The following is a 14,415-nucleotide window of genomic DNA, read 5'->3' as shown; positions in this document are numbered from 1 at the left end:
TGGATTTTAACACGACATTTAAATGTCATCTATATGTCATCATTAGGTTTTATAAGGGTTTTAAACTATCATTAAGTAAACTTACCTGAAAACTCAAAATTATATATTGGTTTAGTCTAGTGTTTAAAGGTAATTATTTTTTAAAATAAAAAAGCCGGTTTTTAACCGGCTTTCCTTCTTATAGATTATTAAAATTAATACGCATCAGTATGTACTTTTGCAACTGCTCTTCCACTTGGATCATTCATGTTTTTAAATGCTTCATCCCACTCTAAAGCAATTTTTGTGCTGCATGCTACACTAGGTTCTTGCGGTACACTTAATGCTGCTGCATCACTTGGAAAATGCTCTTCAAAAATAGAGCGATAATAAAACTCTTCTTTATTTTGAGGTGTTTGTATCGGGAACCTAAAATGCGCATTCTTCATTTGCTCATCGGTTACTTCTTCATTTACAACTTCTTTCAAAGTATCAATCCAACTGTAACCAACACCATCACTAAACTGTTCTTTTTGTCTCCAAGCTACGCTCTCTGGTAGCATATCTTCAAAAGCTTTTCTCACTACCCATTTTTCCATACGTTCTGGTGTTATCATTTTATCTTGAGGGTTGATACTCATTGCCACATCCATGAATTCTTTATCTAAAAACGGTACACGACCTTCAATTCCCCAAGCTGCTAAACTTTTATTTGCTCTCAAGCAATCATACATATGCAGTTTACTCAACTTACGAACCGTTTCTTCATGAAACTCTTTGGCATTTGGCGCTTTGTGAAAATACAGATAACCACCAAATAATTCGTCAGCACCTTCACCAGACAACACCATTTTTATTCCCATAGACTTAATAACTCTTGCCATTAAATACATAGGTGTACTCGCGCGAATAGTTGTAATATCATAGGTTTCTAGCTGATAAATTACGTCTCTTACCGCATCTAAACCTTCTTGAATGGTAAACTTTATTTCGTGGTGAACAGTTCCAATATGGTCTGCCACTTTTTGTGCTGCAGCCAAATCTGGAGACCCTTCAAGTCCTACTGAAAAGGAGTGTAATTGAGGCCACCAAGCATCAGAAGTGTCATCACTTTCAATACGCTTTTGAGCATATTTTTTTGCAATTGCTGAAGTCACCGAAGAATCTAATCCTCCTGAAAGCAAAACACCATAAGGTACATCACTCATTAACTGCCTGTGAACAGCTGCTTCAAGCGCTTCTTTTATTTTTGAAATACTTGTTTCGTTGTCTTTTACTGCATCATAATCAGTCCACTCACGTTTATGCCACTGCACAAACTCACCGTCCTTACTAGACATATAATGACCTGGAGGAAATAGCTCAATTTTTGTACAAACACCTTCAAGCGCTTTAAGTTCTGATGCTACATAAAAGGTTCCGTTTTGGTCCCATCCAATGTATAATGGAATGATTCCCATGTGGTCTCTAGCTACAAAATATTCGTCTTTTTCAACATCATAAATTGCAAAACCAAAAATACCATTAAGCTCATCAACAAAATCAGTTCCTTTTTCTTGATACAACGCCAAAATAACCTCACAATCACTTTCAGTTTGAAACTTATAATCAGGAAATTGTTTACGCAACTCTCTGTGGTTATATATTTCTCCATTAGCCGCTAAAACAAACCTCTTATCTTCTGAAAACAAAGGTTGTTTTCCTGAAGCAGGATCAACAATCGCTAAACGCTCATGCGCCATAATCGCTTTGTCGTTATCAAAAATTCCGCTCCAGTCAGGACCACGATGACGGATTCTTTTTGACATTTCTAATATTTGAGGTCTTAAATCTTCTGTTTTCTGCTTTAAATCAAATGCACATACAATTCCACACATAATTTCTCTTTTTTATATCAGTTGTTACATATTATGAAGCAAATATTCATTTAAGATTACAAAATAAAAAACATAATCAACATTTAAATTACAAATTGAAACTAAAAACTATAAATTATCATCAATAGAAAAGTTATTCAACTGTATTTTGTTATTTATATTTACAAAATGAAACACTTAAGCCTACTCGTTTACCTTTTGCCTTTTGTACTATTTAGTCAAACATGGCAACCTACTTCTATTACTCCTAACATAAATGGACAACGTTTTGATGATGTTTTCTTTATAAACGACAATACTGGTTGGGCTGCAAATGGTTATTATGCAGCAATTTTTAAAACTACTGATGGTGGCAACACTTGGATAGAACAAGCTAGTTCTAGTGATTTAGGTGGCAACTACTACTTTAGAAACATTGAATTCATTAATGAAAATATTGGTTTCTTAGGCACTTTAAATGGTAAATTTTTCTCAACAAATGATGGTGGAACAACTTGGACTGAAGTCTCCAATATCTCTCCAAACCCTCAAGCTATTTGTGGTTTGAATGCTGTAGGTAGTTCAACAATTTATGGTTGTGGAGCCTATTTTACTCCTGCTTACATTATAAAGTCCACTGATAGTGGTTTAAATTGGCAATACATTGACATGTCTGCTTATGCTAATGCACTAGTAGAAATTAAGTTTATTAATGAATTGACTGGTTATGCTTGCGGAAGTAATGCTAATGGAGCTGTTGTTTTAAAAACAACCGATGGTGGATTAAATTGGAATGAAATTTACAACTCCAATATTGCTGGAGAATATGTTTGGAAACTTCAAGTCTTAGAAAGTAATAATGATACTGTATTTGGTGCTGTTGAATCAATGGCTCCACATTTTGGGAAATTAATAAAATCTACTGATGCTGGCACTAATTGGAATAGCTACAATGCTCCTGAAACCTCAATACAAGCGGTTGGTTTTATAAATGAAAATAAAGGTTGGATGGGAGGACACACTACTGGTTTTTACGAAACAGTAGATGGTGGACAAACATGGACAAACCTAAACGTAGGTTCTAACCTAAATAGAATTTTCATTATCAGTCCAGCTTTAGCTTATGCTTCAGGAACCTCTATCTATAAATTTACCGATGCCTCTTTAAATATTAGCGAAGTAGAATCCAACTCAAAAACACTTGATATTCATATTAAAAATAATCCTGTAGACACAACACTAGAGTTTAGCATTTACTTTCACAACAATGACAATCTACTAATTGAGCTATACGATAGTAAAGGAATTTACATAAAACAGCTTTCAAGAGAAATCATTACTTCAACTGAAATTGAAAAGCATTATACCTTTGATGTGAGTGCACTTTCATCTGGAACTTACTTTATAAACTTCCATAATAATTTCCAAAGACAGTCTCTAAAATTCATTAAACAATAAACTTAGCACGATTTTTGTTTAACAAAAATTAACAATCTTAACTCTATTTTTTATAAGTGAAATCTTAAATTTAGAAACTTAATAAAACAACGTATGAAAAAAGTAATGAATTTATCCAAGCTAGCATGTTTAGCAATTTTATTAGTCTCATTTAGTATGAACGCTCAAGATTTTAAAGATCTTGACAAAAGCCCTATGGATGCAGCAGCATTTCCAAGTAGCCATAGAGTATCTGAAAAAACTGTCAAAGTTATTTACAGCAGACCTCAACTAAAAGGCAGAACAGTTCAATCTTTAGCTCCAAATGGAGAAGTTTGGCGAACTGGAGCCAACGAAGCAACTGAAATAACGTTTTACAAAGATGTTACTGTAGGTGATAAAAAGGTTAAAGCTGGTACTTACTCACTGTTTACTATTCCTGGTGAAAAATCTTGGACTATTATTATAAATTCTGATGTTGATGTTTGGGGAGCTTACAGTTATAACAAAGACAATGATGTAGCAAGAGTTGAAGCTCCTGTTAGCGAAGGCAAGAAAAGCCTTGAAGCTTTTTCTATAGCATTTGACGACGAAGGTAGCATGCATTTAGCTTGGGGAACTCTAAGAGTTGCTGTTCCAATGAAATAAAAAAATATGAAACACTAAAAAAGCCTTGATTTCTCAAGGCTTTTTTTATTTATGGTATGTTCAAATATTTATGCGTTTGTAACGACACTTTCCATTTAGGATTTTTCATTACATAATCAACAATTTCAGGAACAACTTTATCGCGTTTACTCCACTCAGGTTGTAAGTACAAAATACAATCTTTATTTACTTTTGCTGCTTGCTCTTCAGCAAAACGAAAATCGTCTTTATTATAAACAATCACTTTTAACTCATTAGCATTATCATACACTTCTTGAGTTGGCAATTTCAATTTTTTAGGAGACAAACAAATCCAATCCCAAGTACCTGTTAGCTTATAAGCTCCAGATGTTTCAATATGCACTTTCAGTCCTTTTGCTTTAAGTTGTGATGTTAAAGCAGTCATATCCCAAGTTAACGGTTCACCTCCTGTAACAACTATTGTGTCACTATACTTAGCGGCATTTTCAACAATTTTAGACGTTTCAGTTGGCGGATGAATGTCTGCATTCCAACTTTCTTTCACATCACACCAATGGCAACCAACATCACAACCTCCTACTCTAATAAAGTAAGCAGCTGTTCCTTTGTGATAACCTTCTCCCTGAATAGTGTAAAATTCTTCCATTAAAGGAAGCATCTCACCTTTATCAACCAATATTTGTGTCTCTGTCTTCATTGCCGCAAAGATAAGTTACTATTAGAAGTTTAGTGTTAAAATGTTAAAAAGATTTTCTGTTGGATTAATTCTAGATTAGTATTTTTATAGAAATTTTTTGAATAATGAGCAGAAACGAAGAATTCTTTAACCACATTACCGAAGGAAACACCAATAAAGGTGAATTCATTACACTTGGCTCTGCCATGTTGGATGGTGAAACTATAAAAAACGCCTATGTAAATGTTCCGCTTAAAACCATGAACAGACATGGACTTATTGCTGGAGCTACTGGTACTGGAAAAACAAAAACACTACAAGTTTTAGCTGAGAATCTGAGCGAAAAAGGTGTTCCTGTGTTATTGATGGATATTAAAGGAGACTTAAGTGGCTTAGCACAACCTAGTCCTGGACACGTTAAAATTGATGAACGTCATGAGGCTATTGGTTTACCTTTTGAGGCTAAATCATTTCCTGTTGAAGTAATGACATTATCTGAACAAGATGGTGTAAGACTAAGAGCAACCGTTAGCGAATTTGGGCCTGTACTTATTTCAAGAATTTTAGATGTAACAGAAACCCAAGCCGGAATCATTTCGGTTATTTTTAAATATTGTGACGATAATAAACTTCCGCTTTTAGACTTAAAAGACTTTAAAAAAATACTACAATATTGCACTTCTGAAGGTAAAGAAGAATTTCAAGAGGAATATGGCCGAATTTCAACAGCATCTACAGGAGCAATTCTTAGAAAAATTGTTGAACTAGAGCAACAAGGTGGAGACTTGTTTTTTGGAGAAAAATCTTTTGACACCCAAGACTTACTTAGAATTGCTGATGATGGTAGAGGTTACATAAACATTATTAGATTGACTGACATACAAGACAGACCAAAACTGTTTTCAACTTTTATGTTGAGTCTCTTGGCTGAAATCTATTCCACTTTCCCTGAACAAGGCGATACTGGACGACCAGAATTAATCATGTTTATTGACGAAGCACATTTAATTTTCAATGAAGCTTCTGACGCTTTATTAGATCAAATAGAAAGCATTGTAAAATTAATACGAAGTAAAGGTGTTGGTTTGTATTTTGTAACACAAAACCCTACTGATGTTCCTGAAGCTGTCCTAAGTCAATTAGGTTTAAAAGTTCAGCATGCATTAAGAGCTTTTACAGCTAAAGACAGAAAAGCCATTAAGCTTACAGCTCAAAATTATCCTGACACAGAATATTACGATACTGCTGAAGTATTAACTTCACTGGGAACTGGAGAAGCATTAGTTTCAGCATTAAATGAAAAAGGAAGACCAACACCACTTGCAGCAACCATGATGCGTGCACCTATGAGTAGAATGGATGTTTTAACCGATTCTGAATTGAGCAACTTATTGTCTAGCTCTAAAATGGTTAAAAAATACAACGAAACTATCGATAGAGAAAGTGCTTATGAAATATTAAATGAAAAAATTGAGCGTGCTGAGGCTGAAGAAGCTAAGGAAAAAGCTCGAAAAGAAAAAGAAGCACTTAAAAAAGCTGAATCAAAACGAAGAACTTCGAGCACAAGAAGCAATAGAATGAATCCGGTTGTAAAAGTACTTACAAGCGCAACGTTTATTAGAAGTGTTTTTGGCATCCTTACTAAAGTGATGAAAAAATAATCTTCAATACCAACACATTAAAAAACACTATAACATTAAAACAAAAACCATGAACAAATCCCTGCTTTACCTTATTATTTTTTCTTTAGTTCTAACAAGTTGTAAAAAAGAACAAGACCCTTTTCAAGTTAGCAAACAACATATTGGATTACTTACCGACTCTACACAAGTCAAAGATTTGGAAGCTTTATTTGTAAATGACTCCATTGTAAACTATATAAAAGGTGATGAATTTATTGAAAACAAAAGTGATATTGAAGTGTTTGAAAAAGGTGGTAAAAAATTATTGATTTTATCTCCTAAACAAGTTTTAGACTCAACATCAACTATTGGTAGTGTTCAAATTATCGACTCTAGATTCAAAACAGATAAAAACATTTCAACACTAAGTACTTTTAAAGATATACAAGACAATTACACTGTATCAAGAATTAATAATTTAATTAATTCTATTGTGATTTCGGTTGATGAAATTAATGCATCCTTTACAATTGATAAAAAAGAATTACCAGCTAATTTGAGATTTGACATGAACTTAAAAATTGAAAAATCTCAAATTCCTGACACAGCAAAAATTAAATACTTTTTTGTTCATTGGAATTAGGATTTAAATTAGGTTTACTTTAATTAATGAATCCATTTTTTTCCAAAATATTAGTTGATATTGCTCGCAAACGACTCAAAGCTAGCCAAAAGACTACTACCGAGTTTAGTAAACGACAAATTGTACCTGTAGTAAGAAATCTTCAGGTAGAATTATCTCATGCCATTAAAGAGTATATTTTTATCATTATTGGTGTGTTTTCAGCAGGTTTTGGACTTAAAGGGTTTTTACTACCTAATCGTTTTATTGATGGTGGTGCTACAGGTATTTCATTACTTTTAGAAAACATCACAAACATAGAATTAAGTTTTCTGCTTATACTGGTCAACATCCCTTTTCTTATCTTAGGAGCAAGAACATTAAGCCTAAAGTTTGCCATAAAAAGTATTATTGCTATTGCCTTTCTAGGGTTTGTAGTGCATTATATTGAATATCCTACCATTACTGAAGACAAACTACTAATTGCTGTTTTTGGTGGTTTTTTTCTTGGTTTAGGAATAGGAATGTCCATGAGAGGCGGAAGTGTTATTGATGGTACTGAGGTATTGGCAATTTATTTAAGCAGAAAATTATCCCTAACAGTTGGTGATGTTCTTTTGCTTATTAATATCATCATCTTTTCATTTGGTGCTTACGTACTATCTATTGAAACTGCATTATACGCCATTTTAACCTATTTAGCAGCTGCTAAAACTGTAGACTTTGTGGTTGATGGTGTTGAGGAATATGTTGGCGTTACTATTATTTCTGAAAAGCATGAAGAATTAAGAACAATGCTTATTGAAAAGTTAAGACGTGCCTGCACTATTTATGCTGGAAAAGGCGGTTATGGAGGAAAAGGGCAAAGTTATGACAAAGACATTATTTATACAGTAGTAACCAGATTAGAACTCGCCAAACTACACACTGAAATTGACAAAATAGACAAAGATGCTTTTATCATAATGGGATTGGTAAAAGACTTAAAAGGAGGTATGATAAAACGAAAACCTCTAAAATAGCACCTAAACAATTAACAATAGCACATAACTATATAAGCAACGCTGTATATGGTTAACTTTTTACACAAATGAAAAATTACACAGTACAAAACTCTCCTTTTGTAGTTCCCACTACCGATGGAAAAACAATTAAAGAACATTTTGGATTAGCAACCGATGGAAATTCGCAACTAAGTATTGCACACATGACAGCTCCTCCTGGATGGAGCGAACCTTTTCAAACACCTGAATTTGACGAATACACGTTTATAATTAAAGGGCAAAAACAATTTATAATTGAAAATGAAGTTGTAATTTTAAAAGCAGGTCAATCCATAAAAATTAACAAAAACGTAAGAGTGCAGTATTCTAATCCTTTTACTGAACCTTGTGAATATTTAGCTATTTGCTTACCAGCATTTTCTATGGATTTAGTAAATAGAGAATAAATGAAACAACTTCTTGCAAAATTTTTAGGATTTAGCTTAAACGTGCTAAGTTACATATCGAAGTCTTTTGCTGCCAATAGAGCTTTGGCTTTATTTTCTATGCCTTTAAAAGGAAAAGCAACAGAAGAGCAAACAGAATTTTTAGAAACATCATTTAGAGAAGAATTGATGTACGACAACATCCCAATAATGACTTACCGTTGGGTTGGAAAAAACAAAACTATACTTTTATTACATGGTTGGGAAAGCAACTCTGCACGTTGGAAAAACCTTATACTTAACCTAAAAAAGAAAGACTATAACATTATTGCTATAGATGCTCCAGCACATGGAAAATCTGGAGGCACAAGTTTTAATGCGATTTTGTATTCTGAGTTTATTAATGTAGCAGTATTAAAGTTTAAACCCGAGATTATCATTGGGCATTCGGTTGGTGGTATGGCTTCTATTTTCTTTCAGTACAAATATCAAACTCCTTTTATAAAAAAGTTCATCTTGCTTGGAGCACCTTCAGAGTTTAAAGATATTCTTGGTAGGTATACAAAAATGATGGGTTACAACCAACGTATTAACACCAAGATTAACTCAATAATTCTAGAACGTTTTGGGGTAAAACCTGAAGAATTTTCATCTTCAGAATACATCAAACAAAACAATTCCGAAGGATTAATAATTCATGATGAACAAGACCAAATTATCCCTTACAAGGATGCTTTGCTTATAAAAAGTAGTTTTAAAAACAGTAAATTAATTACTACTCAAGGCATGGGACACTCTTTAAACAACGATACTGTTACTTCGTATATCAATGATTTTATTGATGCCTAATCTTGTTTTATCTTTGCACTATGGAAGATAATCTTAAACGTCTTAATAAATACCTAAGTGAAGTTGGCTATTGCTCTCGTAGAGCAGCCGATAAACTTATTGATGCTGGTAGAGTTACTATAAACGGTAAAGTACCCGAAATGGGAACAAAAGTTAGTCCTGATGACGAAGTACATGTTGATGGTAAACTTATAGAAAACAAAAAAAAGTCTTTCACTTACCTAGCGTTTAATAAACCTGTTGGTATTGTTTGTACTACAGACACTCGTGTTGAAAAGGATAACATTATCGATTTTATCAACTATCATAAACGTATTTTCCCTATTGGTCGTCTGGACAAACCCAGTGAAGGATTAATACTACTTACAGATGATGGTGATATTGTAAACAAAATATTAAGAGCTAGCAACAACCACGAAAAAGAGTATGTTGTTACGGTTGATAAACCTATTTCTCAAACTTTTATTAATAGGATGTCTAATGGTGTACCAATATTAGATACAGTTACTAAAAAATGTAAGGTTACTAAAGTTGGCACCTACGAATTTAAAATTATTCTAACACAAGGTCTAAATAGACAAATACGAAGAATGTGTGAGTATTTAAATTACGAAGTACGAACCTTAAAGCGTACACGTATTATGAATATAAAGCTAGATATGCCTATTGGGAGTTATCGCGAACTTACTCAAAATGAAATGGGTGAACTTAATGAGTTACTAGAAGGTTCAACCAAAACATTTCAATCTAAAAAAAGGAGACCTTAACCTACGTGTCTTTCTCTAGCTAATAAAGTATTTTTAAGTAGCATAGCAATAGTCATTGGACCAACTCCACCAGGAACAGGTGTAATATAACTTGCTTTTTTACTTACATTTTCAAAATCGACATCACCAGTTATCACATACCCTTTTGGAGAAGACTCATCAGGAACCCTAGTAATACCAACATCTATAATAACAGCGTCGTCCTTAACCATTTCTGCTTTTAAGAAATTAGGAACTCCTAATGCTGAAATGATAATATCAGCTTGAGAAGTAATTTGTGTAATGTTTTTTGTATGACTGTGTGTTAATGTAACTGTTGAGTTTCCTGGGAAACCTTTACGTCCCATTAAAATACTCATTGGTCTTCCAACAATATGACTACGACCAATTACAACTGTATGTTTTCCTTTGGTTTCAACACCATAACGATCGAGCAACTCTAAAATACCAAAAGGTGTAGCAGGAATAAAAGTACTCATATCCAATGCCATTTTACCAAAGTTTGCAGGATGGAATCCATCTACATCCTTATCAGGATCAACAGCTAAAAGCACTTTTTGAGTATCAATTTGTTTTGGTAATGGTAACTGAATAATAAATCCATCAATATCTGGATTTTCATTTAGTTCTTCAATTTTATCTAACAATTCAATCTCACTAGTTGTATTTGACATTCTAACTAAAGTGGACTCAAACCCAACACGTTCACAAGCTTTTACTTTACTTCCTACGTAAGTTAAACTTGCTCCATCGTTACCAACAATAATTGCCGCTAAATGAGGCACTTTTTCTCCTTTAGCTTTCATTTTTTTTACTTCAGCAGCAATTTCATCTTTGATATCGTTACTAATCTTTTTTCCGTCTAGAATTGTCATGTTATTAGTTGTGTTGTATTGTTGTTATTTGTAATCTTATTTGAAATAAAAAAACATGAGTTACCTCATGTTTTTCATAGCTTGCATCATACGTTTGCCGCCACCACCTTGCATCATTTTCATCATCTTGCTCATTTGGTTAAACTGCTTAAGCAACTGGTTAACTTCTTGTACCGAAGTTCCTGAACCTTTACCTATGCGTTTTTTTCGGCTTGCATCTATTATTGATGGGTTAGTTCTTTCAGCTGGTGTCATAGAATGAATAATTGCTTCAATACCTTTAAAAGCGTCATCATCTATATCAACATCTTTCATCATTTTTCCAGCTCCAGGAATCATTCCGATAAGGTCTTTCATGTTACCCATTTTCTTGATTTGCTGAATTTGCTTTAAGAAATCATCAAATCCAAATTGGTTTTTTGCAATTTTCTTTTGAAGTTTTCTTGCTTCCTCTTCATCATACTGCTCTTGAGCTCTTTCAACAAGTGACACAACGTCTCCCATTCCTAGAATACGATCTGCCATACGAGAAGGATAGAACACATCAATAGCTTCCATTTTCTCACCTGTACCAATAAACTTAATTGGCTTGTTTACTACAGACTTAATTGAAATAGCTGCTCCACCACGTGTATCACCATCTAACTTGGTAAGAATTACACCATCAAAATTTAAAACATCATTAAAGGCTTTAGCTGTATTAACAGCATCTTGACCTGTCATAGAATCTACAACAAATAATGTTTCTTGTGGCTGAATGGCTTTGTGGATGTTTGATATTTCGGTCATCATCGCTTCATCTACAGCTAAACGACCAGCAGTATCTATAATAACCACATTATGTCCATTAGCTTTTGCATGAGCAATACCAGCTTGCGCAATAGCTACAGGATCTTGGTTACCTTTATCACTATATACCTCAACATTTATTTGTTCACCTACTACATGCAACTGATCTACTGCTGCAGGACGATACACGTCACAGGCTACTAATAAAGGCTTTTTGGTTTTTTTGTTTTTTAAATAATTGGCTAGTTTACCAGAGAAAGTTGTTTTACCTGAACCCTGTAAACCTGACATTAATATAACGCTTGGTGTACCAGAAAGGTTAATACCTTCGGCATCTCCACCCATTAGTTCGGTTAATTCGTCTTTAACGATTTTAACCATTAACTGTCCTGGTTGTAACGTTGTTAATACGTCTTGACCTAGTGCTTTTTCCTTTACTTTATTCGTAAATTCTTTAGCAATTTTAAAATTGACATCGGCATCTAAAAGCGCTCGTCTTACTTCTTTAAGGGTTTCAGCAACATTAACCTCAGTAATACTACCATGACCTTTTAATACGTGTAGCGCTTTATCTAACTTATCACTTAAATTATTAAACATATATCTCTCTACTTTTTAAGTACATATCGGTAAAAAACTTCAATGCTTTTTAGAAAGTCGCAAAGTTAAGAATTTGTAGTGTATTAAGGAAGTATTAGCAATAATTCTGTACGAAAAAAGGATTGTAAAATTATTACAATCCTTTTTAACTAACCTAAAAACTAAAAAACACGAGGTTTTTCAACATGTATAAAGACTCAATCACATGTTCTTTCAATAACCATTATATCATTTTCTCGATGTAGCTGCAACCTATCTTCCTCACATTCTACTACAAGCCATTGACCTGTTATAGCTTGAATATCTGATCCTGCTACATTAGAAAACTCAATAATAACTCCATCGTTTGTTTGAGAGGTCGTCCATGTTGCATCTATAGTTGCAGTTTCAGTATAAATAACCACAATATTATTTGACGACTCAAAATCAAAATTCCAAACTATTAAATTATCACTACCATTATAGTTTACTACATTCCAAGTACAATCTAAAAGAAATGCATCTACATCTTGCTCTGAGCAAGTTTGACCACAATCTTCAACGACAAGATTGACCTCAAAAATTTCAAATGTATTTCCTCCTGCCAATGTTGCTGATACATATATTGTTTGTGAAGAACTTACAACATTGCTATAAGGCGAGGTTAAAGCATTTACTCCAGTTTCTGCATCCATTAATGTTTCATGGAATGTCATTTCTATATTATCATTACTACAATTTGGGAAAATATCATATAAATCAAAAGTTGCTATTCCGTCGTTAAAAGGCTCTTCATTATCACAGATTACATATTCTGTATTTGAAAAACATTCAAACGGATTGTCACTTGTACATTGCTGGGTCAGCACTAATACATCTTCTCCTTTCTGTAATACTAAAGAATCTTCATTACACTCTACAACAGCATATTCTCCATTGTAATCCTCAAGTCCGTTAAAGTTTATAAATACCTTTAACTCCCCTTCAATCATAGCGATATCCCAAGTACCAGAATATAAAAGGTCATTTTCGTATAGAGTAGATATTTCATTTGAGTCATGAAATGTAAATGTTGTAAATGATGGAGTATAACCATTTAGAGCTGGTATTTGTGGACAAGCCACTAAGTAATCTCTTACATCTTGAAAATCGCAGCTAACTTGATTATCATCACAGTTGATTTCCATAACAATTTCGGTAGTTGTGTTTTCAACTGTTCTAACAAGTTCAAATCTATCATCAGCACAATCAACAACTAACCAATCTCCACCTAAATCTTGTGAAAAAGCTGTAAGTTGCTCTATTGACAATACAATACCTTGGTCTGTAGATTCTAAATTCCAGCTACCTAGTACAACTTCAGTTAAATCACCTTCACTAATTTGCAAGGCTCCACCACCTCCAAATACTAAATCAAAATCTATGAAATTATCGTCTCCATTGTAAGACACAATTTCCCAATGACAATCTTGTAGTGCTTCAGATACTTCTTGTAGTGTGCAATCCTCCTCATCATCATAATCGCACTCTTCCTCTGCAGCATTTATAGCAGCTTCAAGTTCTTGATTACTATTAACCTCAACTGTATCTCCATTAGCATAAACCATTGTAACTGGAAAGTTTAAACTTGCTAGAACAACAGCACTATTGGAGGTTTCTAAACTTTGTAAAAACACATATAATTCAAAATCACTACCAATAACAACTGTATCTATAACCTGAAAGTTTGTATCATACATTGAAAACGAAATTGGGTACTGAAAATCTATACATTCAATCACGTCTTCATCAGCAGTACACTCATCAATAAACTCTTGCAACTGCTCTTGGTTTTCAATTGTAATTTCGGTGTAATCGTTTAAAATAATAGTTATAGGAAAAATATATTCCAATACATCATCATCATTATCAAACTCATTGTAAATCGCTTCAATAAGACCTAAATCTTCAAGAGTATTTATTGTAATTGTTATACCATTTACTAAAACTGTTACAGGTAGATTAACAGATAAACAATTGGCTTCATCCATAATATCATCTACTGAACCATCATAAGCCGAAGTAGATTGCATAAGGCTTACAAGAGCTATTTCAGAGTTGATAATGTTTTCGTTTTCTGGGTTTGGTTCAATTTCTTCATCCTGACAAGAAGTAACCATAATTGGGGCTAATAGGACAAAAAAGGCTAAAACTAATAAATGTTTAATTTTCATAATTCTATAGGTTGTCTTTATTTATACAACAGATGATTTTAAAAAACACCTACCATATATTTTAATTTTATAATTTTATGATCTTAATTTTT

General features: G+C 33.3%; 13 protein-coding genes. 8 read left to right on the top strand and 5 right to left on the bottom strand.

Going from position 1 to position 14,415, the window contains the following annotated elements; all coding sequences use genetic code 11:
• Positions 1-194: 194 nt before the first annotated feature.
• Positions 195-1,856 carry an asparagine synthase B gene (gene asnB / locus A8975_RS04735; protein WP_131505705.1) on the bottom strand — a complete coding sequence of 554 codons (1,662 nt, stop codon included), beginning with the start codon at positions 1,854-1,856 and terminating at the stop codon, positions 195-197.
• A 168-nt stretch (positions 1,857-2,024) separates the two neighbouring features.
• On the opposite strand from asnB, the gene A8975_RS04730 reads away from it, so the two are divergent.
• A complete protein-coding gene (locus A8975_RS04730; RefSeq protein ID WP_134198841.1) occupies positions 2,025-3,293 on the top strand; it encodes a YCF48-related protein in 1,269 nt (422 codons plus the stop codon).
• Positions 3,294-3,386: 93 nt separating this feature from the next.
• On the top strand, positions 3,387-3,920 hold the full coding sequence (locus A8975_RS04725; RefSeq protein WP_134198840.1) for a DUF2911 domain-containing protein: 534 nt from the start codon (positions 3,387-3,389) through the stop codon (positions 3,918-3,920).
• A 49-nt stretch (positions 3,921-3,969) separates the two neighbouring features.
• Here A8975_RS04725 and A8975_RS04720 read toward each other — a convergent pair whose 3' ends face one another.
• Complete coding sequence (locus A8975_RS04720) at positions 3,970-4,599, bottom strand: 7-carboxy-7-deazaguanine synthase QueE (protein ID WP_134198839.1); 630 nt, start codon at positions 4,597-4,599, stop codon at positions 3,970-3,972.
• Positions 4,600-4,703: 104 nt separating this feature from the next.
• On the opposite strand from A8975_RS04720, the gene A8975_RS04715 reads away from it, so the two are divergent.
• The 6 genes from A8975_RS04715 to rluF all read left to right on the top strand — a co-directional run bounded on the left by A8975_RS04715 (position 4,704) and on the right by rluF (position 9,867).
• Positions 4,704-6,239: a helicase HerA-like domain-containing protein gene (locus tag A8975_RS04715; RefSeq protein WP_134198838.1), complete on the top strand. Its 1,536-nt coding sequence runs from the start codon at positions 4,704-4,706 to the stop codon at positions 6,237-6,239.
• A gap of 49 nt (positions 6,240-6,288) precedes the next feature.
• On the top strand, positions 6,289-6,843 hold the full coding sequence (locus A8975_RS04710; protein WP_134198837.1) for a hypothetical protein: 555 nt from the start codon (positions 6,289-6,291) through the stop codon (positions 6,841-6,843).
• 26 nt (positions 6,844-6,869) lie between these two features.
• Positions 6,870-7,844 (top strand): YitT family protein, encoded by a 975-nt coding sequence (locus A8975_RS04705; RefSeq protein ID WP_134198836.1) that lies wholly within the window; start codon positions 6,870-6,872, stop codon positions 7,842-7,844.
• 68 nt (positions 7,845-7,912) lie between these two features.
• Complete coding sequence (locus tag A8975_RS04700) at positions 7,913-8,272, top strand: cupin domain-containing protein (RefSeq protein WP_131505711.1); 360 nt, start codon at positions 7,913-7,915, stop codon at positions 8,270-8,272.
• Positions 8,273-9,100: an alpha/beta hydrolase gene (locus A8975_RS04695; protein WP_134198835.1), complete on the top strand. Its 828-nt coding sequence runs from the start codon at positions 8,273-8,275 to the stop codon at positions 9,098-9,100. It abuts the gene before it with no gap.
• A gap of 20 nt (positions 9,101-9,120) precedes the next feature.
• Complete coding sequence (rluF, locus tag A8975_RS04690; RefSeq protein ID WP_134198834.1) at positions 9,121-9,867, top strand: 23S rRNA pseudouridine(2604) synthase RluF; 747 nt, start codon at positions 9,121-9,123, stop codon at positions 9,865-9,867.
• Here rluF and A8975_RS04685 read toward each other — a convergent pair.
• The 3 genes from A8975_RS04685 to A8975_RS04675 all read right to left on the bottom strand — a co-directional run bounded on the left by A8975_RS04685 (position 9,864) and on the right by A8975_RS04675 (position 14,323).
• A complete protein-coding gene (locus A8975_RS04685) occupies positions 9,864-10,742 on the bottom strand; it encodes a bifunctional 5,10-methylenetetrahydrofolate dehydrogenase/5,10-methenyltetrahydrofolate cyclohydrolase (protein WP_131505715.1) in 879 nt (292 codons plus the stop codon). The genes rluF and A8975_RS04685 overlap by 4 nt on opposite strands.
• 60 nt (positions 10,743-10,802) lie before the next feature.
• On the bottom strand, positions 10,803-12,131 hold the full coding sequence (ffh, locus tag A8975_RS04680) for a signal recognition particle protein (protein ID WP_129758993.1): 1,329 nt from the start codon (positions 12,129-12,131) through the stop codon (positions 10,803-10,805).
• A 197-nt stretch (positions 12,132-12,328) separates the two neighbouring features.
• Positions 12,329-14,323 (bottom strand): hypothetical protein, encoded by a 1,995-nt coding sequence (locus A8975_RS04675; protein WP_134198833.1) that lies wholly within the window; start codon positions 14,321-14,323, stop codon positions 12,329-12,331.
• Positions 14,324-14,415: the final 92 nt, after the last annotated feature.

The organism is Meridianimaribacter flavus, from assembly GCF_004366715.1.
In the GTDB taxonomy this organism is placed as follows: domain Bacteria; phylum Bacteroidota; class Bacteroidia; order Flavobacteriales; family Flavobacteriaceae; genus Gaetbulibacter_B; species Gaetbulibacter_B jejuensis.
Note: the sequence above shows the minus strand (reverse complement) of the source record. Positions and strands in the feature narration are given on the sequence as shown.

Bases quoted from the DNA above. Each gene is read 5' to 3' on its own strand.
- asnB (WP_131505705.1), bottom strand. From the start codon at position 1,856: ATGTGTGGAATTGTATGTGCATTTGATTTAAAGCAGAAAACAGAAGAT.
- A8975_RS04730 (WP_134198841.1), top strand. From the start codon at position 2,025: ATGAAACACTTAAGCCTACTCGTTTACCTTTTGCCTTTTGTACTATTT.
- A8975_RS04725 (WP_134198840.1), top strand. From the start codon at position 3,387: ATGAAAAAAGTAATGAATTTATCCAAGCTAGCATGTTTAGCAATTTTA.
- A8975_RS04720 (WP_134198839.1), bottom strand. From the start codon at position 4,599: ATGAAGACAGAGACACAAATATTGGTTGATAAAGGTGAGATGCTTCCT.
- A8975_RS04715 (WP_134198838.1), top strand. From the start codon at position 4,704: ATGAGCAGAAACGAAGAATTCTTTAACCACATTACCGAAGGAAACACC.
- A8975_RS04710 (WP_134198837.1), top strand. From the start codon at position 6,289: ATGAACAAATCCCTGCTTTACCTTATTATTTTTTCTTTAGTTCTAACA.
- A8975_RS04705 (WP_134198836.1), top strand. From the start codon at position 6,870: ATGAATCCATTTTTTTCCAAAATATTAGTTGATATTGCTCGCAAACGA.
- A8975_RS04700 (WP_131505711.1), top strand. From the start codon at position 7,913: ATGAAAAATTACACAGTACAAAACTCTCCTTTTGTAGTTCCCACTACC.
- A8975_RS04695 (WP_134198835.1), top strand. From the start codon at position 8,273: ATGAAACAACTTCTTGCAAAATTTTTAGGATTTAGCTTAAACGTGCTA.
- rluF (WP_134198834.1), top strand. From the start codon at position 9,121: ATGGAAGATAATCTTAAACGTCTTAATAAATACCTAAGTGAAGTTGGC.
- A8975_RS04685 (WP_131505715.1), bottom strand. From the start codon at position 10,742: ATGACAATTCTAGACGGAAAAAAGATTAGTAACGATATCAAAGATGAA.
- ffh (WP_129758993.1), bottom strand. From the start codon at position 12,131: ATGTTTAATAATTTAAGTGATAAGTTAGATAAAGCGCTACACGTATTA.
- A8975_RS04675 (WP_134198833.1), bottom strand. From the start codon at position 14,323: ATGAAAATTAAACATTTATTAGTTTTAGCCTTTTTTGTCCTATTAGCC.